This window comes from Xanthocytophaga agilis (assembly GCF_030068605.1).
GTDB lineage: Bacteria > Bacteroidota > Bacteroidia > Cytophagales > 172606-1 > Xanthocytophaga > Xanthocytophaga agilis.
Genome location: NZ_JASJOU010000002.1, coordinates 443,152 through 466,806, shown reverse-complemented (window position 1 = coordinate 466,806; position 23,655 = coordinate 443,152). Strand labels below are relative to the sequence as shown.

General features: G+C 38.4%; 21 protein-coding genes. 20 read left to right on the top strand and 1 reads right to left on the bottom strand.

Annotated features, from left to right (window positions below; genetic code table 11):
* The first annotated feature begins 26 nt into the window (after nucleotides 1-26).
* Nucleotides 27-1,517 carry a rubredoxin gene (locus tag QNI22_RS08775; protein WP_314510277.1) on the top strand — a complete coding sequence of 497 codons (1,491 nt, stop codon included), beginning with the start codon at nucleotides 27-29 and terminating at the stop codon, nucleotides 1,515-1,517.
* A 34-nt stretch (nucleotides 1,518-1,551) separates the two neighbouring features.
* Nucleotides 1,552-2,154: a molybdenum cofactor guanylyltransferase gene (locus QNI22_RS08770; RefSeq protein ID WP_314510276.1), complete on the top strand. Its 603-nt coding sequence runs from the start codon at nucleotides 1,552-1,554 to the stop codon at nucleotides 2,152-2,154.
* A gap of 91 nt (nucleotides 2,155-2,245) precedes the next feature.
* Here the strand turns inward: QNI22_RS08770 and QNI22_RS08765 are convergent, their stop codons facing one another.
* The gene (locus QNI22_RS08765; protein WP_314510274.1) at nucleotides 2,246-2,710 is read right to left on the bottom strand and encodes a hypothetical protein; all 465 of its coding nucleotides are present in this window, start codon (nucleotides 2,708-2,710) and stop codon (nucleotides 2,246-2,248) included.
* A 544-nt stretch (nucleotides 2,711-3,254) separates the two neighbouring features.
* Between QNI22_RS08765 and QNI22_RS08760 the strand changes: the two genes are divergently transcribed.
* The 18 genes from QNI22_RS08760 to QNI22_RS08675 all read left to right on the top strand — a co-directional run bounded on the left by QNI22_RS08760 (nucleotide 3,255) and on the right by QNI22_RS08675 (nucleotide 23,637).
* Entirely contained in the window at nucleotides 3,255-4,511 is a 1,257-nt protein-coding gene (locus QNI22_RS08760) for a c-type cytochrome (RefSeq protein ID WP_314510272.1), read from the top strand.
* Between the two features lie 81 nt (nucleotides 4,512-4,592).
* Nucleotides 4,593-7,673: a TAT-variant-translocated molybdopterin oxidoreductase gene (locus tag QNI22_RS08755; RefSeq protein ID WP_314510271.1), complete on the top strand. Its 3,081-nt coding sequence runs from the start codon at nucleotides 4,593-4,595 to the stop codon at nucleotides 7,671-7,673.
* 71 nt (nucleotides 7,674-7,744) lie between these two features.
* Nucleotides 7,745-9,178, top strand: coding sequence for an NrfD/PsrC family molybdoenzyme membrane anchor subunit (gene nrfD, locus QNI22_RS08750; RefSeq protein ID WP_313975148.1), 1,434 nt, complete (start codon nucleotides 7,745-7,747; stop codon nucleotides 9,176-9,178).
* A 103-nt stretch (nucleotides 9,179-9,281) separates the two neighbouring features.
* Nucleotides 9,282-9,836, top strand: coding sequence for a DUF3341 domain-containing protein (locus tag QNI22_RS08745; protein ID WP_314510270.1), 555 nt, complete (start codon nucleotides 9,282-9,284; stop codon nucleotides 9,834-9,836).
* A 62-nt stretch (nucleotides 9,837-9,898) separates the two neighbouring features.
* Nucleotides 9,899-10,510 carry a c-type cytochrome gene (locus tag QNI22_RS08740; RefSeq protein WP_314510269.1) on the top strand — a complete coding sequence of 204 codons (612 nt, stop codon included), beginning with the start codon at nucleotides 9,899-9,901 and terminating at the stop codon, nucleotides 10,508-10,510.
* Nucleotides 10,511-10,612: 102 nt separating this feature from the next.
* Nucleotides 10,613-11,950: a quinol:cytochrome C oxidoreductase gene (locus QNI22_RS08735; RefSeq protein WP_314510268.1), complete on the top strand. Its 1,338-nt coding sequence runs from the start codon at nucleotides 10,613-10,615 to the stop codon at nucleotides 11,948-11,950.
* An 83-nt stretch (nucleotides 11,951-12,033) separates the two neighbouring features.
* A complete protein-coding gene (locus tag QNI22_RS08730; RefSeq protein WP_314510267.1) occupies nucleotides 12,034-13,161 on the top strand; it encodes a cytochrome c oxidase subunit II in 1,128 nt (375 codons plus the stop codon).
* Nucleotides 13,162-13,274: 113 nt separating this feature from the next.
* Nucleotides 13,275-15,152 (top strand): cytochrome c oxidase subunit I, encoded by a 1,878-nt coding sequence (locus tag QNI22_RS08725; RefSeq protein ID WP_314510266.1) that lies wholly within the window; start codon nucleotides 13,275-13,277, stop codon nucleotides 15,150-15,152.
* A 4-nt stretch (nucleotides 15,153-15,156) separates the two neighbouring features.
* Nucleotides 15,157-16,254, top strand: coding sequence for a COX15/CtaA family protein (locus QNI22_RS08720; RefSeq protein WP_314510265.1), 1,098 nt, complete (start codon nucleotides 15,157-15,159; stop codon nucleotides 16,252-16,254).
* A gap of 36 nt (nucleotides 16,255-16,290) precedes the next feature.
* Nucleotides 16,291-17,181 (top strand): heme o synthase, encoded by an 891-nt coding sequence (gene cyoE / locus QNI22_RS08715; RefSeq protein ID WP_314510264.1) that lies wholly within the window; start codon nucleotides 16,291-16,293, stop codon nucleotides 17,179-17,181.
* A gap of 64 nt (nucleotides 17,182-17,245) precedes the next feature.
* Nucleotides 17,246-17,854 carry a cytochrome c oxidase subunit 3 gene (locus QNI22_RS08710; protein WP_314510263.1) on the top strand — a complete coding sequence of 203 codons (609 nt, stop codon included), beginning with the start codon at nucleotides 17,246-17,248 and terminating at the stop codon, nucleotides 17,852-17,854.
* Between the two features lie 178 nt (nucleotides 17,855-18,032).
* Nucleotides 18,033-18,809, top strand: coding sequence for a cytochrome c oxidase subunit 3 (locus tag QNI22_RS08705; protein WP_314510262.1), 777 nt, complete (start codon nucleotides 18,033-18,035; stop codon nucleotides 18,807-18,809).
* A gap of 94 nt (nucleotides 18,810-18,903) precedes the next feature.
* The gene (locus QNI22_RS08700; RefSeq protein ID WP_314510261.1) at nucleotides 18,904-19,239 is read left to right on the top strand and encodes a cytochrome C oxidase subunit IV family protein; all 336 of its coding nucleotides are present in this window, start codon (nucleotides 18,904-18,906) and stop codon (nucleotides 19,237-19,239) included.
* Between the two features lie 125 nt (nucleotides 19,240-19,364).
* On the top strand, nucleotides 19,365-20,069 hold the full coding sequence (locus tag QNI22_RS08695) for an SCO family protein (RefSeq protein WP_314510260.1): 705 nt from the start codon (nucleotides 19,365-19,367) through the stop codon (nucleotides 20,067-20,069).
* A gap of 74 nt (nucleotides 20,070-20,143) precedes the next feature.
* Nucleotides 20,144-20,683, top strand: coding sequence for a DUF420 domain-containing protein (locus QNI22_RS08690; RefSeq protein ID WP_314510258.1), 540 nt, complete (start codon nucleotides 20,144-20,146; stop codon nucleotides 20,681-20,683).
* Nucleotides 20,684-20,731: 48 nt separating this feature from the next.
* Nucleotides 20,732-21,022, top strand: coding sequence for a hypothetical protein (locus QNI22_RS08685; protein ID WP_314510257.1), 291 nt, complete (start codon nucleotides 20,732-20,734; stop codon nucleotides 21,020-21,022).
* An 85-nt stretch (nucleotides 21,023-21,107) separates the two neighbouring features.
* The gene (locus tag QNI22_RS08680; protein WP_314510256.1) at nucleotides 21,108-21,695 is read left to right on the top strand and encodes a precorrin-2 dehydrogenase/sirohydrochlorin ferrochelatase family protein; all 588 of its coding nucleotides are present in this window, start codon (nucleotides 21,108-21,110) and stop codon (nucleotides 21,693-21,695) included.
* Between the two features lie 466 nt (nucleotides 21,696-22,161).
* Nucleotides 22,162-23,637 carry an ATP-binding protein gene (locus QNI22_RS08675; protein WP_314510255.1) on the top strand — a complete coding sequence of 492 codons (1,476 nt, stop codon included), beginning with the start codon at nucleotides 22,162-22,164 and terminating at the stop codon, nucleotides 23,635-23,637.
* Nucleotides 23,638-23,655: the final 18 nt, after the last annotated feature.

Sequence of the window (23,655 nt, the reverse complement as noted above, 5' to 3'; positions counted from 1 at the left end):
ATAGAAATTTTTACTATAAAGAGCCTATGATCCATTCCTATATTGTAAAAATCAATTTTACAGGAGGTATCGTACCTGCCGGACAATTGCAGCAGATTCTGGGGATTCTGGAGTATGCCCGGGTGCGTCATGTCCGTTTTGGTTTGCGCCAGCAATTATTGATAGAAGTTGCTGCTGAAGAATATGAGACGCTGGATACTTTATTAAAACAACAGAACATTGTTTATGAGTTTGACACTGGGCAGTATCCCAATATTGTGAGTTCTTATCCCGCTGAGGAAATTTTTAGCGCAGATAACTGGCTGGGTGAAGGTATCTATAAAGACATTTTTGACCTGTTTGATTATAGACCTCAGTTAAAAATCAATATTTCAGACAACAACCAGAGTTTCTCACCTTTCTTTACAGGTAATATAAACTGGATAGCCTCTTCTCATGCTCACTTTTGGTATTTGTATGTTCGCTTCCCTAAAACAAATTCTATTTTTGCCTGGAAAGAACTGGTTTACAGCAATGATATTCCACAGCTCTCAAAAACAATTGAAAAAGTAATCTGGGAGAATAAAGCTGCCTTTTATGCAAACGATCAGGCTGAAGGAGATAAATTAGCCACATTGGTAAAACAACAATGTGAATACATTGCCAAACCTGCAAAAGAACCTTTAGAACTATCACCATTCCGCTTGCCTTATTATGAGGGATTTAACCGCTATGGTGATAAAACCTGGTTGGGTATTTACCGGAGAGATGAATTGTTTCCTGTAAGCTTTCTGATAGATGTATGCAAAGCATGTAGCCAGACAAAAATAGGCCAGTTGTGTGTAACAAGCTGGAAGTCGCTAATTATTAAAGGGATTGTAGCCAAAGACCGATTGGTTTGGGATAAGGTGCTAACCCGACATCAGATTAATGTGCGTCATGCTGCCAATGAACTCAACTGGCAAATAGAAGATGAAAGTATAGAAGGATTAGAGTTGAAACAGCAGTTGGTAAAACATCTGGATGCAAATGATCTGCGTACTTTCGGACTGAGTTTTGCTATTCAGACACGTCCTAAGTCGGAATTGTTTGGCTGTGTGATTATTCGTAAAAAGCCGGTATTATGTTTTGGCGATTATACAGTACTAAGTTTGTATGATATTCTCTACACAGATGATTTTAATCCCAATAGTCGAAAATTATATGTTTTTGAGAAAAATCTTTTAAAATCTTACCTTGGAGAACAGGTAAGACGCCTTTGCAAAACCTATTTACGTACCCGTATTGGTCAGCAAAAAGAAGATTTATTTGCACAACCTGTTGAAGCAACGATGCCATCTGGTGAAACTTCTATACCACATTTTGTGTATCAGTGTAAGCATTGCTATTCTGTATATGATCCGCTGGTTGGAGAACCAGAGTCTAACATTCTGGCTGCAACATCATTTGACACATTACCAGAATCTTACTGTTGTCCACTATGTGAAGCTGGGAAAACAGAATTTATCAAAAAAGAACGAAGTGTGATTTTTGTGTAACAGTATTGCTACAATTCTATCATGCTGTAACTATATGATTAACAGTGGCTTGGCTGGATTAGTACTATGTGGAGGCTACAGTTCCCGGATGGGTTCTGATAAAGGACTTTTGTTGCATACAGATGGGTATTGGGTACAGAACGCCATTGATAAAATGGAAGCTCTGGGATTACCTGTATGGGTATCTGTTCGGGAGGAGCAGCACGCTATCTACAGCTCTATAATCTCTTCCGACAAACTTCTTGCAGATGCTGTATCTGTTCAAGGCCCTTTGGCTGGATTACTTACTGCCCATCAACACTTTCCAGAGCAGGACTGGCTTGTAGTAGCCTGTGATATGATTGATATGACCCAATCTGTGTTAAAACAAGTAATAGACGCCTATCAATGTTCAAAGAAATATGATTGTTTCGTTTTTGAGCAGGAAGGAAAATGGGAGCCTTTGTGTGCAATTTATACAAAGATAGCTCTGGAGAAGTTCCTTGGAATAGCAAAACAAGGCCAATTACCTTCGCAAAGCATGAAATACCTTATAGAGAAAAGTCATCCCTGTTTTATACCTATTACGTCCGATTCTTATCCTGCTTTCAGAAATTATAATCAACCGGATGATTTGAAAATAAAAAATCCCCTTTGAATTACTTCAAAGAGGATACTGAAGAGAGTTTACTTTTGCTCAGACACTTATGGGTTGCTCAATATTATACTCGTTATCTTGTAAACGGGGTCTATCCCGCTATTTTAGATTCTAATTTAATCTGTATATCCTCAATATATATTTTTCGGACAACATCTCCCTCTGTATTAAAATAAATCTGTTCTCCTACCATTTTCCCATTCCGGTACTCAATAATAGATTCTACATATTTCCCTACCTTCTCTTTGCCTAATGTAATTCCGTAATTGTATTTAATCCCTGTGAATATATCTTCCTGAAAACGACCAAAATACTTATGTAATGGCGTCCATCCATTGAAATCCATCTCAGCCAGTTTCTCTCCTTCGCGATAGTCCAAATGATAGTCAGTAATCTCATTTCCCATCGTTACACGCACAGTAGTAGAGCTTACTCTCTGATTATAAGTACCTTTATTCGTTCTCACCTTGGTTGTATCGTTACTGGGTTGCGACTTATTTACATATGCATTGCCAGTTGCAAACATAGTTTTGAATGTATCAGTAAACGGATTCATAGTCAATCTGGATTTTAGTTACTCTACATCCGAAATTGAGCCCTATTTGTAACCTCCGAAAACTGAGTAGTATGTGTATAAATCTTACATATGAAATGAAATAGGTATACCTCACACTGTTGAGTATATCCCGCATTTCTGTTTTTATTCTAGTAAAAATAGGATTATTTAAAGGGAAAGAGTATTCGTCACTGATTTTGAAAATCTAAGCAAATTTTAAGGATTTTTCAATCGAAAACATACCTTATATTATATAAATACCCACTTTTAACGTATGGAAGGTAAATAATGGAAAAAAGAAGTGGATTCTGGGTAACTAATTAGGTGAGAATTTATTTAAAATGATTCTAAATTATTGCTTTTATATGAAAAAATAATTTACAAGTAGTTGATTATTAGATACATTTGGCGGGCGTGTAATAAGCAGGTAATATCTACCTGTTTTTGTAATAAAAATATATTTGCTAAAAAAAAAACCGATACTACCTTTGTACGCCTATTATAAGACCTCATAGTGAAACTTCTTAGACCAAGTAAATTTAATATGCACATAGTCAAGTATTTACGCCCTATTTGGCGTGGTTGTTCCATGGTACTATTGCTGGCTACACTTACTTGTAGCACAGTATGGGCACAAGGTGCTGCACCTGCTGCATCTGGGGGTGGAGACGCTGCCGCTGGCGAGGCCCTTTTTAAAAATAACTGTGCTGCATGTCATGCTGCCAGTGATGAAGTAGTTGTAGGTCCAGGATTAAAAGGAGTAATGACAAGAGTTCCTAATAAAGACTGGGTTTACAAGTGGGTGAAAAATTCTTCTGCTGTTATAGCAAGTGGAGATGCGTACGGAAACCAGATTTTTAACAAGTATAATAAGCTGCAAATGCAATCCTTTCCGGATTTGCAGAATGCAGATATTGACAATATTCTGGCTTACGTAGAATCTGCTGCTACTGCTGCACCTACTGCTGATCAGGCAAAAGCTGATGGGCAAGGTGGTGCAACTGCTGCTCCTGCAGAAAGCGGTTTGTCGACCCAATACTTTACTATTATTCTAGTTGCTTTACTGGTAGTTCTGGCACTGGTGCTTCTTGTGTTAATAATGATTATCTCATTGTTGACTAAGTTTTTAAGCAACCGCAAAGATTTATCAGACGAAGATCGTGAGTTGCTGGAGCAACGTACTGACATTGGTAAAGTACTGCAAAGTGCTGTAGTGAAAGGTGCTGTATTAATCATTGCTGTGTTATTACTAGGTAAAATAGGGCTGGATAGCGTAATGCGTATAGGTATAGCCCAAGGGTATGCGCCAAAACAACCTATTTCATATTCTCACAAATTACATGCCGGAGAATATAAAATTAACTGTGCATATTGTCATACCTCTGTATACAAAGGTAAAAACGCAAGTATTCCCTCCGCTAATATTTGTATGAATTGCCATAGTGTAATCAAAAACTCTTCTCCAGAAATTAAGAAACTCTACACTGCTATTGAAAATAATCAGCCGATCGAATGGATTCGTGTACACAACCTTCCTGATCATGCTTATTTCAATCACTCTCAACATACCAATGTAGGTGGATTAGCCTGTCAGAATTGTCACGGAGATATTGAGAAGATGGAAGTAGTTGAGCAAGTTGCTCCTCTGACTATGGGATGGTGTATCGATTGCCACCGTAAAACTGAGGTTAATACCAAAGGTAATGCTTATTATGATAAATTAGTGGCTATTCATGCCAGCAAGGAGCCTATGAAAGTGGCTACTATTGGTGGTATCGAGTGTTCTAAATGTCACTATTAATTTAACAATATATAAGGCAGGTCACTCTGCCTTTCATTCATATTATTCACATACGTAAATATATCCGTTTCTATATATATTATGGAAGGCAATAACAAAGTATATTGGAAAGGTCTTGAAGAGCTAAGTAACGATATTCATTTTGTCAAAAACGCAGAGAGAGAATTTCCGGAAGGAACGCCACTGCCAGGTACTGAGGCTGCTGCTAATGCCGACATTATGCCTGCTTCGCGTCGTGACTTTCTGAAGGTGATGGGTTTTGGGATGGCTGCTGTGACATTGGCTGCCTGTGAAGCTCCGGTAAAAAAAGCTATTCCATATCTGAATAAACCTGAAGAAATTGAAGCTTCTATTGCAAATTATTATGCTTCTACTTATGTAGATACAGATGGTGATTACAATAGCGTTTTGGTAAAGACACGTGAAGGTCGTCCTATAAAAATTGAACCCAATCCTCTTTCTGGTGTAACTCCTGCTGGTACAAGTGCACGGGCACAAGCTTCTCTGTTAAGTCTATATGATCTGGAGCGTTTAAAAGGACCATTTAACGGAAAAGAGAAAAAAGCTACAGACTGGAAAAGTGTAGATGCTGCTATTGGTCAGCAATTACAGCAAGTAGCTTCTTCCGGGAAGGCAATCCGTATTGTTTCTTCTACTATTATCAGTCCTTCTACGAAGGCTGCCATCAGAGAGTTTATTGCAAAATATCCGACGGCTCAGCATGTAACGTATGATGCAAACTCTTCTGCTGGGATATTAAACGCAAACCAGACGTCATTTGGTAAAGCTGTACTTCCATTCTATAATTTTGATAAAGCAGAAGTTATTGTAGGTATTGGCAATGCCGATTTCCTGGGTACTTCTCCTGGAAGTACAACGTACAGTGCTTTGTATGCAAAAACTCGTAAACTGGGTAAGGACAAGAAAAAGATGTCTCGTCACTATCAGTTTGAGAGTACTTTATCTTCAACTGGTGCAAATGCAGACTACCGTACTCCGATTAAATCTTCTCAGGAAGGATTAGTAGCTGCCAATCTATATAATAAAATTGCTAAGAAATTAGGCGCAGCTCCTGTAAGTGCTCCTGCTTTGGACGTGAAAGGATTAGATGATGCTGCAAATGAATTAGCAAGTGCAAAATCTGCTGGTGTGGTAGTAGCAGGTTCTAACGATCCGAATGTACAGACTATTGTCAATGCAATTAATAATCTGTTAGGATCCTATAGTACTATCATTGACCTGAATGCTCCTCTTACATTGAAAGCCGGCGATGATACAGCAATGGCTAACTTTGTAAAAGAACTGTCTCAGGGACAAGTTGGTGCTGTTTTCTTCTATAATGCAAACCCTGTATATGATTATCCTACAGGAAAGCAGTTTGGCGAAGATCTGAAGAAGGCTTCTCTGAAAGTTTCCTTCTCTGACCGGATGGATGAAACCACTTCTTTGTGTGATTATGTTTGTCCTGATCATAACTTTCTCGAAGCATGGAATGATGCTGAACCTCGTACTGGTTATTTCAGCTTAGGTCAGCCAACTATTAACCCTATCTTCCAAACTCGTGCTGCTCAGCAAAGCTTGTTAGCTTGGGCTGGAAATACTATTGAATACGATAAGTTTATTCAAAGCTACTGGCGTACAAATCTGTTCTCTTTGCAATCTAAATATTCTTCTTTCAAAGAGTTCTGGATACACGTATTGCATGATGGTGTTTTTGAGCCTAAAAATGCACCTGTCACAGCCGTTAGCTTTGGTGGAGATGTAAACGCTGCTGCGGCGGCTGTTGGTAAAGCAGGTAACAATGGTATTGAATTGGTTCTTTACCAAAAAATCGGTATTGGTAATGGTGCTATGGCTAACAACCCATGGTTACAGGAATTACCTGACCCTATTAGCCGTGCTTGTTGGGATAACTACTTGACTGTTAGCCATAAGATGGCTTCAGAACTAGGTCTTACTCAAAGTGAAGAAGATGGTAATGATCTGGTTACTATTGAAATTCCTGGAAAACCTGCTATCACACTGCCTGCATTAATTCAACCTGGTCAGGCTGAAGGTACAGTGGGTCTGGCATTGGGTTATGGACGTGAGAAGGCTGGTAAAGCTGCTAACAATGTAGGTGTAAATGCATATCCATTCGCTTCTGTAAGTGCTTTGGGTGTAGGATATGTAGTGAATGGAGTAAAAGTGACTAAGGCTGGAGAGAAACGTAAAATCGCTCAGGTTCAGACACACCATACAATTATGGCTCGTCCTATTGTGCAGGAGGCCAAACTTTCTGAATACCAGAAGAAAGCTAATGCCGGAAGATTTATGCCTAAAGTGGCAACTTCTGAAGGAAAGAAAAAAGCAACAGATATTTCATTATGGCATGGTCATAAATACCAAAACCATTCATGGGGTATGGTTATTGACCTTAACTCTTGTACAGGTTGTGGATCTTGTGTAGTGGCATGTACAGTTGAAAATAACGTTCCTGTTGTAGGTCGTCAGGAAGTAATCAATCGTCGCGAAATGCACTGGTTACGTATTGATCGTTACTATAGCAGCGATGCTCCTAAAGATGATGTAAAAGGATTGGAAGAAGCTTCTGCTAACCCTGAAGTTGTATTCCAGCCAATGCTTTGTCAGCATTGTAACAATGCACCATGTGAAACGGTTTGTCCGGTATTAGCAACAACACATAGTTCTGAAGGCTTAAACCAGATGACATATAACCGTTGTTTCGGTACACGTTACTGTGCAAACAACTGTCCATATAAAGTGCGTCGTTTCAACTGGTTTAATTACACTAACGATGAACGTTTCTCTGATGTAAACTATATGTCACAAACTGATCTGGGTAAAATGGTATTGAATCCAGATGTAACAGTTCGTACACGTGGTGTAATGGAAAAATGTTCAATGTGTGTGCAACGCATTCAGGAAGGAAAATTAAATGCTAAAAAAGAACGCCGTCGTCCGGTAGATGGAGAGATTGCTATGGCTTGCGAAAGCGCATGTTCTAGTGGTGCGATTCTTTTTGGAGATATGAATGATCCTGAAAGCCGTATCAGCAAACTGATCGCAGAAGAAACAGAAGGGCGTATGTTCCAAGTATTGGAAGAAATCAATACTCGTCCTCAAGTTTCTTATCTGACAAAAATCAGAAATAAAGCATAAACTCCACTACATGGAGGTTCTTTGATAGTTGACTATTTTTCACTGTAATTATAATTTTCAAAATATATACTATGAGTCATGTTACTTCATCCGTAAGACCGCCTCTAGTAACCGGTGGTAAAACCTACGGCGATGTTACTGAAGACATCTGCCGCCAGGTAGAAGGCAAGCCTACGACGTTATGGAATATCGCCTTCCTGATTTCGTTGATTGTCTTAGGTATTGGAGGTTACGGCTTGTATCGGGTTTTTTGGTTCGGTATTGGAGAGTGGGGGTTAAATAAAACAGTAGGTTGGGCATGGGATATTACCAACTTCGTATGGTGGGTAGGTATTGGTCACGCTGGTACATTGATCTCTGCTATCCTTTTGCTTTTCCGTCAGAAATGGAGAACATCTATTAACCGTGCTGCGGAAGCGATGACTATCTTTGCCGTTCTTTGTGCAGGTAGTTACATTCTGATGCACATGGGAAGAACCTGGTTAGCATACTGGGCATTACCTCTTCCTAATACATTTGGCCCTTTGTGGGTAAACTTTAATTCTCCACTAGTATGGGACGTATTCGCGATCAGTACATATCTGACTGTATCCTTAGTATTCTGGTATATCGGTTTGATCCCTGATCTGGGTACTATCCGTGACCGAGCTAAGAACAAAGTATCTAAAGTTGTGTATGGTATTCTGAGTTTTGGATGGGATGGAGCTGCTAAGACATGGCAACATTATGAGAATGTGAGTTTGGTTCTTGCTGGTTTATCTACTCCACTTGTACTTTCTGTACACACCATTGTAAGTTTTGACTTTGCTACTTCTGTTATTCCAGGTTGGCACACTACTATCTTCCCTCCATATTTCGTTGCTGGTGCGATTTTCTCTGGATTTGCGATGGTGTTAACGCTGATGTTGATTACCCGTGAGGTATTTGGTCTGAAAGATTATATTACAATCGGACACATCGAGTCAATGAATAAAATCATTATGTTGACAGGTTCGATTGTGGGGGTAGCTTATATTACTGAGTTCGTTATTGCCTGGTATTCAGGTGTGCAATATGAGCGTTATGCATTTATTAATCGTATGATGGGACCTTACTGGTGGGCATACTGGTCAATGATGAGCTGTAACGTAATTTCCCCTCAGTTATTCTGGATTAAGAAAATTCGTACAAGTGTTGTTGCTACTTTTATCCTGTCTATAGTAGTAAATATCGGTATGTGGTTTGAACGTTTTGTGATCATTGTGACATCTCTGCACCGTGATTATCTGCCTTCAAGCTGGGCTATGTTTGCTCCTACAAAAGTTGACGTACTGGATTATCTGTATACATTCGGATTCTTCTTTACTTGTTTCTTCTTGTTTGCTAAGTTCTTACCTGTGATCAACATAGCTGAGGTGAAGGCAATCCTGAAGTCATCTTCAGAACATGTAGAAGAGCATAAGACTGTAACTTCAGCACAACCTGGTTTCCAGGCACGTCCGGCATTTAATAAAGACGTAGAATAAGAAATGCAGAAATTCCAGATCTTACTTAATATAATAGTTGGATCTGGTTTTAGCATCCATTTATAAAACTTTGTATTATCTTATTTTCCATTTCAGATAACCAATGGAACATCATATTCATAGCGAAAGCGCATTTTTAGTTGGTATTTTTGATGATGAAGACGTACTGATGTCGGGCGTGAAAAAAATCCGTAACAGTGGCGTAAAGATTCATGAAGTATATACTCCATTTCCTATTCACGGTTTGGATGATGCATTGGGATATTCCCGTAGCTTTATGTCTAAAGCCGCCTTCTTGTTTGGTCTTACTGGTTTTACTTGTCTGATAACACTGATGGTGTGGACAATGGGATTTGACTGGCCGATGATTGTTGGTGGGAAAGACTACGTTTCTATTCCTGTGCTGGTACCTGTTGGCTTTGAGGGTACTGTACTTTTCTCTGCCTTAGGAATGGTTGCAACTTTCTTGACTGTGAGTAATTTATATCCTGGAAAGAAACCATTTTTGTTTGATAGTCGCTGTACAGATGATAAATTTGTGATGGCTATTGATCTGACAAAAAACAAGCTTACGCCAGAAGAAATTACATCTATTATAAAAAATTACGGGGCTATAGAAGTCTCAACCAAATTGGTTAAGGCTGGTGATTTAGATTAATTGAGAATAGTTATAGCTTTTAACGATATTATACAGACTTATTTCGATTCTGTTTCAAGTATATGAATCATCTTAGAAAAGTAACCTTTTTGAGTCTTATTGCAGGTGCACTGCTCACTGTTGCTTGTCAACGTGATCATGATGATCCGGGTACAGAATATGCTCCCAACATGTATCATGCTATTTCTTATGAGCCGTTCCGGCAAGAAGCGAGCTTTAAGAATCCCTATAACAAGTTCGGTAACAATTTGTGGCTTCCTGTTCCAGGAACTGTAGCGAGACGTAATTACCAGACAAAGTTTGGAAAAGATAGTACCTTTGTGGAAGATTTAATGATCTATAATATTCCTAAAGATAGTATTGGCATTGCCGAAAGAACACTAAAGAATCCAATTCCTCAAACAGAACAAACTCTGGCTGATGGAAAGGAATTATATACCCGTTATTGCCAGCATTGCCATGGTGAAACTGGTAAAGGGGATGGTACAGTCGGGAAAGTATTCAAAGGTGTACCAAACTATAGTGGTTCTGGGTATAAAGATATGAATGATGGACATATCTTTCATGTAATTACCTATGGTAAAGGACGTATGTGGCCTCATGGCTCACAAGTGAATCCTGTTGAGCGGTGGAAAATTGTACAATACGTACACGAACTGCAAAAGCAGCAATAAGAGCGTCTCTTTGTTGAATTTAGTTAGATCTCAAATCGCTGCAAATAGATTGAAAATTATCTATTCAGCAATTTAACAATAAACAATACACTATTTATTACAATGGCTGAACATCATTCGGTTTCGTATAATTTAGACGAGCAATATATTTTTGATCCTAGAATCCGCCGGAATGCAATTATTGCAGTGGTGGTAGGATTTGCCTTGGTTATTCTGGGCATTATTCTGGCGGCTACAGGTGGTGGACATGAAGCTCATGGCGAACATGCTGGTGCTGCTGCTGAACATGCCGGAGCTGCGGCAGAACATGGAGCGTCATGGCTGAAACGCCTCTTTGCAAACCTGTGGATCAACAATGTTTATTTTACAGGGATTGCTTTGTGTGGTGTATTCTTTGTTGCAGTGCAATATGCGGCATGGGCTGGATGGTCAAGTCTGATTCTGCGTATTCCAATGGCGTTTGGCTTTTTTCTGCCAGTTTCAGGCGTATTAATGGTTGTTTATTTCCTGCTTGCTGGTGCTGATGTTGCACATATTTTTCATGGGCATGGATTATTTCACTGGACGGTAGAAGGGATTGCTGATGAGCATAGTCCTAACTTTGACGAGGTTCTAGCTTCTAAAACCTGGTATCTGAACTTTGGGTTCTTTATGGCTCGGATGGTTGTTTACTTTGTAGTATGGTTTGTTTTATTTACTATTATTCGTAAGCGATCTTTACAAGAAGATATAGAAGGTGGATTGGAGATATATGACAGAAACATTGTTTTCTCTGCGATATTTATTATTTTCTTTGCGGTTACTTCTGTAATGGCTGCATGGGATTGGTCAATGTCTGCTGATCCTCACTGGTTCAGTACAATGTATGGTTGGTATACTTTTGCAAGCTGGTGGGTAGCATGTCTGGCTACAATTACATTAGCGACTATATATTTGAAAGAGCAAGGATACCTTAAGATGGTTAATTCAAACCATTTGCATGATCTGGGGAAATTTATGTTTGCATTCAGTATCTTCTGGACATATGTTTGGTTTGCTCAGTTTATGTTGATCTATTATGCAAACATTCCTGAAGAAACAAATCACTTTAACGAAGTATTTGAAGGATTTGGTGGAAAATACAAAGGTATGTTCTTTGTAAATCTGCTTGTTAACTTCTTGTTCCCATTCCTGGCATTGATGACCAGAGAATCGAAACGTAAAATGACATTCCTAAAACTGGTTGCATGGGGTATCCTGGCAGGTCATTGGCTGGATTTCTACCTGAATATGACTCCGTTTATGTTGGGTGATGATGGTGGAATCGGATTTATGGAATTGGGTGTAATTGCTATCTATGCAGGCGTTTTTGTATTCATAATTGGAACGTTTTTAGCTAAAGCTCCTTTGATTGCTAAAAATCACCCAATGCTGGAAGAAAGCTTACATCACAATCAATAATTTTCGTTTTGTTTCCAAAATAGATTTTATATACAAGAAAATACCGGTTATAATTCTATCAATTATACCAAATTCTGTAAATCATGATAACTGCAATTATTGTCACAGGGCTATTATTAATTATTGCGATTTTAGTGACAGTCTTCAGAGTACAATCTCTGATTTCTATTACTAAAAAAGCAGATGAAAGAGTAGGAACAAGCAACAAGGTAAATGCTGCTTTGTTTCCTGTCTTTTTGTTCATCGGATTTGGTCTGGCTATCTGGATCTCATTTTATTCAGATCAGTTTCTTTTGCCAGAAGCTTCTTCTACTCATGGAAAGGAAACAGATAATTTATTTTGGATTACTATGGGGGTAATTGGAGCAGTTTTCTTTGCTACACATATCCTTTTATTCTGGTTCCCTTTTCAATATCAATACAAAAAAGAGCGTCGGGCAACATTCTATCCTCATAACAATAATCTGGAGGTAGTATGGACGATTATCCCCGGTATTGTTTTAACAACATTAGTTATTTCTGGATGGTGGGTATGGCGTGATATTATGAAAGATGCGCCAGAAGATGCAGTGGTTGTTGAACTGGTAGGAAAACAATTTAACTGGATTGTGCGTTATCCTGGTGATAAACAAGCTGTTTTGGGACAAAGCAAGTCTGAGCTTGGACGTTATGATTATCGTTTGATTGATGCGACAAATGAAATAGGAATCGACTTTACAGACGTAAATTCATTTGATGATTTTACATCAACTGAGATACATATTCCAAAAGGAAAGCCTGTTTTGTTAAAAATCCACGCACGAGATGTATTGCATAGCGTATTTATGCCTCACTTCCGTTTAAAGATGGATGCTGTTCCTGGTATGCAGACTCGTTTCTGGTTTGTTCCTGAAAAAACGACTGCAGAAATGCGTACGGAACTAAACAACCCTAACTTTAATTATGAACTAGCTTGTACTGAGGTTTGTGGTCGCGGTCACTTCTCTATGCGTACACTGGTTGTTGTAGATGAACCAGCAGATTATGTGAAATGGGTTGCTAATCGTAAGCCGTTCCTTGCTCAGAACCGTGATTATCTGAAACTGGTTCCTGCTAATCTAAAAGAAAAAGCTTTACAGGTTGTAGGTCCTGAAGAAGGTGGTGAACCTGCTGCTGCTCCTGCTGACTCTGCAGCTGCACCAGCTGTAGCAAGTGTACCTGTAGCTAAGTAGTATTTGTTTGTAGCATAGCAGTATGCTAAGAATTATCCTGTTATAACGTATCTTTTTTAGGGACAAACTGCGAATGGATTTTGTTTCTCTATCAGAAATAGCAATTAAATTTTATGGCAACAGCAAATCTTGACATTCATGACGGCGCTCATGCTCACAGCCATGATCATGACCACGAGCACGAACACCACGAGTTAGGTTTTATACGTTCATATGTTTTTAGTGAGGACCACAAAGTCATTGCTAAACAATATTTAATCACAGGTTTGATTTGGGCATTTATTGGTGGCTTTCTATCAATTCTGTTTCGTATTCAGTTAGGTTTTCCTGAAGCAAAGCTTTTTTGGTTAAAACCTTTACTAGGAGGATGGATCGATGATTCTGGGAAACTGGATGCCAACTTCTATCTGGCATTAGTGACTATGCATGGTACGATCATGGTATTCTTCGTATTGACAGCTGGCTTGAGTGGTACATTTAGTAACTATCTGATTCCTTTGCAAGTTGGTGCACGTGATATGGCTTCAGGATTCATGAATATGTTATCATTCTGGTTCTTCTTCCTATCTAGTGTATTAATGTTTGGTTCATTGTTCTTGAGCACAGGCCCTGCAGGGGGTGGCTGGACAGTCTATCCTCCGTTGAGCGCTGTAAAAACAGCAAACCCAGGCTCAGAATTGGGGATGACTTTATGGTTGGTTAGTATGGCCTTCTTTATTATATCTCAGTTACTGGGAGGGGTTAATTATGTTACAACTGTAATTAACCTACGTACAAAAGGTATGTCATTCTCTCGTCTGCCATTGACAGTATGGGCGTTCTTCATTACTGCAATTATCGGACTTCTGTCATTTCCTGTTCTCTTCTCTGCTGCATTACTTCTGATCTTTGATCGCGAGTTTCATACAAGTTTCTTCCTGTCGGATTTATATGTAGCTGGTCAGGCTTTGGATAACAGAGGTGGTAGCCCAATTTTGTTCCAACACTTATTCTGGTTCTTAGGACACCCTGAAGTGTATATCGTATTGTTACCTGCATTGGGTATTACATCTGAGATTATTGCTACTAACTCTCGTAAGCCTATCTTTGGATATCGTGCAATGATTGTCTCAATGTTGGCTATCATGGTGTTATCTTTCATTGTATGGGCTCATCACATGTTCGTAACAGGTATGAATCCATTCCTTGGATCAATATTTATGTTTCTTACATTGATTATTGCGGTACCTTCTGCGGTGAAAGCCTTCAATTATATTACAACCTTATGGCGTGGTAATATCGTGTTTACACCTGCTATGTTGTTCTCAATCGGTTTGGTTTCTTTGTTTATTTCAGGTGGTTTGACAGGTGTTGCATTAGGAAACTCTGCTATTGATATTCAATTACATGATACCTATTTCGTTGTTGCTCACTTTCACCTTGTAATGGGATCTGCGTCATTCTTTGGAATGATGGCTGGTGTGTATCACTGGTTCCCTAAAATGTTCGGAAGAATGATGGATGAGAAATTAGGATATGTACACTTCTGGATGACATTTATCGGTGTGTATATGGTATTCTTCCCAATGCACTACATCGGTATTGCTGGTTTCCCAAGAAGATATTATTCTTTCACAAACTTTGATTTCTCTAAGTCCTTTACTGATCTGAATATGTTTATCAGTATTGCGGCTATCGTAACATTCTCATCTCAACTGATTTTTGCTTTCAACTTCTTCTATAGTATCTTCAAAGGAAGAAAAGCTCCTCAGAACCCATGGCATTCTACAACGTTGGAGTGGACTGCTCCTGTTAATCCAGGACATGGTAACTGGGTAGGTGAAATTCCTACAGTTTATCGCTGGCCATATGATTACAGCAAGCCAGGTGCGCAGGAAGACTTTATTCCTCAAACTGTACCATATGCTGCAACTCCTGAGTCGAATCTGCCGCACGAAGTAGACGATGAAGAATTATACACAGATACACCAGAAGTAAAATCAGCACATTAATATCATGAGTAAATTTTCAAACAACAGTTATAATGCTTTCCAGAAATGGGGTATTATAACTGTTGTTTTTGTCTATTTATTGATTGCCATTGGGAGTATTGTTCGAACAACAGGTTCGGGAATGGGTTGTCCGGATTGGCCTAAATGTTTTGGTAGCTGGGTTCCTCCTACAGATTCTTCACAACTTCCAGTTGATTATAAGGATACTTATGTTCAAAAGCGTAAGCAAAAGAATGAAAGGCTTGCCGGATATCTGGATAAGTTAGGTTTTACGGAAGTAGGAAACAGGATTTTATCGGATCCATCTATTTATATCGAAGCAGAGTTTAATCCGGTAAAAACCTGGATTGAATATGTAAACCGATTGTTTGGTGTATTAGTAGGAATATTTATCGCTGGAACAACAGTCCTGTCGTTTTCTTACTGGAAACGAGACAAGACTATTTCTTTTATAAGTCTTCTCAACTTGTTTTTGGTAGGTTTTCAGGGATGGCTCGGATCTGTTATTGTTTCAACAAACCTTCTTCCGGGAACGATAACCATTCATATGATTCTGGCTATTGCAATAGCTTTGTTATTGATTTATGTAGTTATCCGGTCTTTTAGTACACCAAGAAAATTACAATCTATACCAAAAAAGAAAATAATTAACGCATTTCTGGTATGGGTTATTTTCTTATCGCTGGTTCAGATCGTTCTAGGGACACGGGTGAGAGAGGCGATAGATGTTGTAATCAGCAAAATGCAGCATCTAATGCGCAATGAATGGATTGAACAATTAGGATGGGTATTTTATATTCATCGTTCATTTTCTCTGGTGGTTCTTGTCAGCAATGTCTATTTGCTTTTTCTCCTGAAGAAATATGTTTCTTCAGATACATTGGTAAAGCGATGGGCAAAAGTATTAGTGGCGATAACTATTATAGAAGTAATTACAGGGGCCTGTATGGCATATTTTAGTATTCCTGCCTTCTTACAACCTATACATTTATTTTTAGCTGTAGGAGCAATAGGGATACAGTTTATCTTGTTTCTTGCTATTAATCCTCCTCATGGGGTTCTTAAAAAGGAACAGCCTGTTTTAAAACCAGAAATGATTTAAACCAAACTGTAAAAGTTAAGTAGAAGTTATCTAATAATGATTGTATCTGATTCGAGTATTGATATAAGTTTTGCAGGCAAACTGAAAGCTTTTTTTGAGCTAACCAAGTTCAGACTTTCGTTGACTGTGGTGTTTTCATCCAGTTTTGGCTATTTGTTGGGTATTCAGAGACCTATTGACTGGGTGCATTTTGCATTGTTTGCAGTAGCAGGATATGCAATTACTTCTGCTGCTAATACAGTAAACCAGATAAAAGAAGTGGAACTGGACAAGCTGATGAAAAGAACTGCCGGACGTCCTTTGCCAACAGGCCGGTTAAGTATTTCGGAAGCCTGGGGATTTGTAATCCTGATGTTGGCTTTGTCTATGTTCATTTTTATTACAGCATTTAATTATAAAACAGCAGGTATTGCCTTAGTATCATTTATTCTGTATGGGTTTGTATATACTCCGCTTAAGAGAGTAGGACCTGTAGCAGTGTTTGTTGGTGCGTTTCCAGGTGCATTTCCTCCTATGATTGGCTGGCTGGCTGCTACTAATCATTTTGGATGGGAGCCAGGTATTTTGTTCGCAATTCAATTTTTTTGGCAGTTTCCTCATTTCTGGGCTATTGCCTGGGTAGCAGATGAGGATTATCGTAGGGCTGGATTCAAATTATTACCGGCACAGGGAGAAAAAGGCTTTGATACAGCAGTACAGATTATGATTTATACATTGTTCTTACTGCCTTTAAGCTGGGTGCCATTAAAATTAGGTATGACAGGTATCAATTCTGCTATTATTGCTATGGTTTGTGGAATTCTTTTCCTTGCTCAAACTTTCCATCTGATGCGTACGCAAACAGATAAAGCTGCATTGAAAATGATGTTTGGGTCTTTCTTATACTTACCCGTTGTACAGATTGCATTCTTATTGGATAAAATCTAAAAAGAATTTGTTAAGTAAAGAAAAGTAGAAACTTACTCAATAATATAACTGAATTTGTAAGGATATGTCACAGAAGATTGAAATTTCAGGCTATAACGCGATTCCTGAGGAACCTCAGGAGACGCTTTCGATGAACCCTAAAAAGTTTGCTTTGTGGTTGTTTATCGTAAGTATAATTATGATTTTTGCTGCGATGAGCAGTGCCTATATTGTACGGAAAGGAGATGGAAACTGGTTGGAGTTTGAATTACCACAAGTTTTCTGGACTTCCTCTGTAATTATCCTGTTAAGCAGTATAACAATGCAATGGGCTCATTACTCTGCTAAAAAAGATAACCTGGGAATGCTGAAAATTTCTATGGTTATTACATTCTTGCTGGGGGTGGCATTTATTGTTGCTCAATACATTGGATGGCAGGATTTACAGCAACGACACATTTGGTTAGGAGGAGCTACCAGTAATCCTTCTGGCTCTTTTCTGTATATTATGACCGGATTGCACATCTTCCACCTGGTAACAGGGATTGTGTTTCTGCTGTTAGTGCTGATTGCTACCTTCCGGGATGAAATTCATGCCAAAGCCATGAACCGGATGGATATGTGTACTACCTACTGGCACTTCCTTGATTTTCTCTGGGTATATTTATTTATCTTCCTTTTAATAAATCATTAACAGATTTATATAGGATATAAAAAGATAGAATATATTTTTGCCGGGAAATGAAAAAGGTACATTGATATAAACTGAAAAGTGTGAAGAATACAGTTTTCATTTCAAAAAAGATATTATTTTTGACCCAGTTTTAGAATACGCTATTTACCAAATACAATTTATATTTTACACTCCTGATATGGCAACAGTTGCAACACAAGAAGTTTCTTCTAAAAAGTTATGGGGCGGAGGCATGGAGCCGATGAAAGCCAGCTATGGCAAGTTGATGATGTGGTTCTTCCTGCTTTCTGACGCATTTACATTTTCTGCATTATTGATTACCTATGGCTTGAACCGTTTTGGTGCTCATGCTTATGATCCTAAGCAACATGGTGCAGAATTTTCATTCTCTACAGAATACTGGCCCGTTCCTGATCATGTGTTTGACGCTATTCCATTTTTTCATGGATTGCATGCACCGCTGGTGTTTGTAGGTATAATGACGTTTATTCTAATCATGAGTTCTGTAACTATGGTATTGGCTGTAGAAGCTGGTCACCGTATGGATCAGAAAGATGTTGAAAAATGGATGTTGTGGACTATTCTGGGTGGATTTACCTTTCTGGGATGCCAGGCTTGGGAATGGACTCACTTCATTACAGGTACAGAAGGACATGGTACATTGATGAAAGTTTTTTCAGATGGCAAATGGATTACAAAAGAAGTGGTTGGTGCTAATCTGGTAGAAAACCAATATGGACCTCCATTGTTTGCTGACCTGTTCTTCTTCATTACAGGTTTCCATGGTACACACGTATTTAGTGGTGTTATTCTGAACATCCTTATTTTCTATAACACAACCATGGGTGTATACGATCGTCGTGGACATTATGAAATGGTAGAGAAAGTAGGTTTGTACTGGCACTTTGTAGACCTCGTATGGGTATTCGTGTTTACCTTCTTCTATCTGGTATAATTTTTAGATTTTATCCACTTTCCTGTCAATAATTGTACATCTTATTTGTAGGGAAGATTTAAGTAATTACTAATATTTTATAGAAACGATATATATGGCAACAGAAGCTTTAGATACACCACACCGCGAAATTCCAAAAGCACAGACGCAGGCTATCTGGCGTACATTCTGGATTTTGCTGGGAATCACTGTTTTGGAATTCGCTATTGCATTTATGGTTCCTACACATTGGCATACTTTCAAAGTAGCCGTGTTCGTAGCTTTAACGATTGTAAAGGCATTCTTTATAGTATCAGAATTTATGCACTTGAAAGGGGAAGTGAAGATGTTGATCTGGTCTATTCTGATTCCTTTGATTTTCGTAGTTTGGTTATTGGTCGCATTGCTGGTAGAAGGAAGTTCTATCTTTGAACTGCGATTCTTTCAATAAGAATATACGTTTTTAGATTTTTCGGAAACTCTGTTTAATGAAATAGAGTTTGTAACTTAGCAGCAGTATAAAAATTTATCCTTTATACTGTTTCTATCCGATAAAATCACCCGAATATCTTTAGAATGAAAAATCTTAAACAAGCCGGTATATTGCTGATCCTTTTGGCATTACCGGCTTTATTATTTCTGTTTCTACGCAACTCCGGTAAGAACCATTACTCCATTGGCCGGTATTATCCTGTTATTGACTCAGCTAGTGGACAAGTTAAAGTAGGAAAGCAAATTGTGAAAGGAAAAGAGATTGCAGATACCTTATTTCATACTGTACCCGACTTTAAGCTAACCAATCAGGACGGTAAGCAGGTAAAAGGAGCCTCGCTAAAAGGAAAAGTTGTTGTCGCCGATTTTTTCTTTACACGTTGTCCGGGAATATGTAAAAAGATGTCATCCCAGATGACCCGTGTACAGGAACGTTTTCTGAATAATCCGGAAATACAGATTGTTTCTTTTTCTGTCGATCCCGAGAATGATACAGTACCCGCCTTGCGAAACTATGCAGATATGTACGATATCAAAACAGATAAGTGGCAATTGCTGACTGGGGATAAGCCTCAGATTTATCATTTGGCTAAATATGGTTATTTTGTCACTGCTAAAGAAAATGATCCGACAGCACAGAATCTGGAGGACCAGTTTGTTCATACAGATAAGTTTGTATTGATTGATAAAGGAGGCGTGATTCGTGGATACTACAATGGAACAAATCGAAAAGATGTAGACCGTCTGATTACAGAAATAGATATTCTATTACAGGAATACGAACAATAATTCTAAATCTGACTGCCATAAAGTTATTCTGACATAGATTATTATTTTATATTTAACTACTGGTTTTTGAGATAATGAGCACAATCACACATCAACAGCAAAAATCCTATCAGAAACTGATCAACATACTTTCTATTGCTATTCCTGTAGCAGTAGCGGTGTTGCTGGGTATCCGTCAGCGAATTGATCTGGGACTATGGACAAAAACATTACCGCATATCAATGGGGTCATTAATTCAATAACTTCAATAGCACTGATTATTGGATTGATTGCTATTAAGCAAAAAAACATTGGTCTTCACCGTATTATCATGTTAATTGCCTTTATACTTGGATCAGTATTTCTGGTTAGTTATGTATTATACCATATCTCAAATGCATCTACGCCATTTGGTGGAGAAGGTTGGGTACGATCTGTATACTTCTTTTTATTGATAAGTCACATTGTTTTATCAATTGTTGTGGTACGATTTGTACTATTAGCGGTCTATTATGCGTTAAGTAATCAGATAGATCGTCACAAAAAAATTGTGAAGTGGGCATATCCTATCTGGCTATATGTATCAGTAACAGGAGTAATTGTTTATCTGATGATTAGTCCATATTATAGTTAATATTTGTGGGCTACCTTAATTTTCCCATTTAGAATTAAAAGAAACAGTATGAAAAAAAGTGCAATAATCTGGATTGCTGCAATGCTTCTATTGATTGGCTTTTCTACCCCAGATGTGCAGGCGCAATGCGCTATGTGTCGTGCTTCTGTTGAATCAAATCTAAGTAGTGGTGAGTCAACACTTGGGTCTGGATTAAACAAAGGCATTCTGTTTTTGCTGGCTATGCCTTATCTGGCTATCAGTATTGTTGCGTATTTATGGTATCGTACCAGTACCCGGGAAAGGGGAAAACGATTATATGTAGCTAATATTCTTAAAGAGAAATTAAACTTAGGATAGAGTATACTTATTTCGGAGAATGAAAATGTCAGGCAGCAAACCTGACATTTTTTGTTTGTATTTTTACATTCTAACTTGTAAATGCATGAATACCCAAGAAGGTAATTTATTGTTTCCTGTATTTCTCAAACTGGAAGAAATGCAATTGTTGATAGTTGGAGGAGGAAATGTAGGATTAGAAAAGCTATCAGCTGTAGTGAAAAATAGTCCGGCAACACCTGTTACTATGGTTGCAACCTGGTTTGCAGAAGAAACCAGAGAGCTTGCATCAGCATACGCAAATGTTATAATACTTGAAAAAAGCTTTGAACCTGAAGATCTGGATGGGAAAGATCTGGTCATTGCTGCTACTGGAATCAGAGAGATGAGTGAACAAATAAGGACAGAAGCACATAAACGTAAAATACTGGTAAATATAGCTGATACTCCTGATCTATGCGATTTTTATCTTGGATCTATTGTCACAAAGGGTGATTTGAAAATAGCGATATCGACAAATGGTAAGTCTCCCACACTGGCTAAACGTATCAGAGAATATTTAGAGGAAGCGTTGCCAGATACCACCCAACAGTTACTGGATAATCTGCAAAAGATCAGAATGCAGATTAATGGCGACTTCCAGGCCAAACTCCAGGCATTAAACGAATTAACAGAAAAGGTATTCAAAAAATAAGTCATTACACAATTGAATAATAGTCGGCATAGCTAGCACCAAGTATATACAGGATGGTAAATCGTAGTATTACAAGTCAATGTAATAGGTATTTATGCTTATGGAAAGAGTTAGGCTTATGTCTGAGATAATGTGTAATACATTGGTTATCAGAATAGGTTTTATAGGCCCCTAAGAGGTGTAAAGCAAAAATAACGGTCTGGAATAGCAGAAATTATTCAGAAAATAACTATACTTAGTACAATATTGAGTGTAAATACTTGTCTGAGAGTAACCTGGTTTTGTTGGAAAGTACTTATTCAAGATAAACTTTTAATAAAGTAAGCATGGCACTTTTTTTTAGTCATTTTATGGTTGAAAGCAGTATTTTTCTCAAAAAGGCGTATTAAATTTAGGTGTTTTCTGATGAAGTAGTATATTTTTTGGGGAAAACGGGTTCATTTTGAAAGGCTAATTTAGGTAAGAGGTGAGTCATACACTACTGGATAAAAATATTTATCGGAAGTTTACTCGACTGTACATCATTGCGCTGACCATAGTGGCATTTTTATCCATATTGGGTCAGGTGTTGGTACAGATAATGATTCACAACCAATCCAATGATTCATGGATTATTAATTATGCTGGTAGGCAGCGATTTCAGAGCCAGGCTATTGCAAAGATAACAGTAATATTGGCTGACAGAGGGAACCAGGTAGATACAGCTTTTTATCGGGGCGAGTTACGCAACTGGATTCGTTCATGGTCTAAATACCATCATGAACTGAAAAGTGGGAAGTTGACAGACTTGAATGTATTTGTTAAGAATAGCAGAGAGATAGAACGGATGTTTCAGGACATAGATCCGGATTTTGAAGCTGTTCGTCGTAGTGCCAGAAATGTTCAGCATGAACTAATGTATCCGGGACCTGCATCAAAAGCACGGATTGATAACGATATAGCATTTCTTCTCTCACATGAAAGATTGTTTCTTCAGAAGATGGAGAAGATTGTGGCTCAATATGGAGAAGAGGCTAAAGCCAAAATAGATCATCTGAGAAGCATTGAGATAAGCCTTCTGATCATAACATTAGTAGTTCTGTTGCTGGAGGCTTTGTTTGTATTCCGTCCTGCTGTCTATAAACTGCGTCAGACCATTCTGGCATTGATAGATGCTGAATACCATACACGTGAGATGAACGAGGAATTGAAGTCGCTTAATCAGTCACTGGAAGAGACTCGTGAGGAACTTATTGCGGCTACTCAGTTAAAATATACAAGAGAAATCGAAGAGCAGCGTATGCGTACTGCCTATGTAATACAGGGGCAGGAAGAGGAACGGAAACGTCTTGCCCGCGATTTACACGATGATTTGGGCCAAATGTTAACTGCATTGAAACTTGGGATAGAAAATCTGGATGGTGGTGCTGAATGGACGCCTAAGGGGCGGAAAAGATTGGATGATATTAAGCAGTTGATAGCTCAGACAATCAATGAAGTACGGATGGTTTCATTTAATCTGATGCCCTCTGTATTAAATGATTTTGGAATTGTATCTGCCTTGCGACTGCTGACTTCACAGGTAGATGCTTCTTCTTCCTCGGTTCAGGTACTTTTCCATTCAAATCTAACCGAAGAGCGATTTTCGAAAGATGTGGAAATAAGTTTATACCGGATTGCACAGGAATCTCTCAATAATGCGATTAAATATGCAGAGGCAGACAGTATCAGAGTGGAACTGTTGTTAAAACGGAAAATGCTTTACCTGAATATTATAGATGATGGAAAAGGATTTAACTATTCAGAGTTTCAACAAAAAGCACCAAAAGATAGAGCCTACCATGGATTGATGCATATGAAGGAAAGAGCCAGATTAATTAATGGCGAACTAACGATTTCATCAACTATAGATGAAGGCACTCAGATACATGTAATTGTGCCTTTGCCCAATGCTAAGAAATAATGTACAACGTAAACTCTC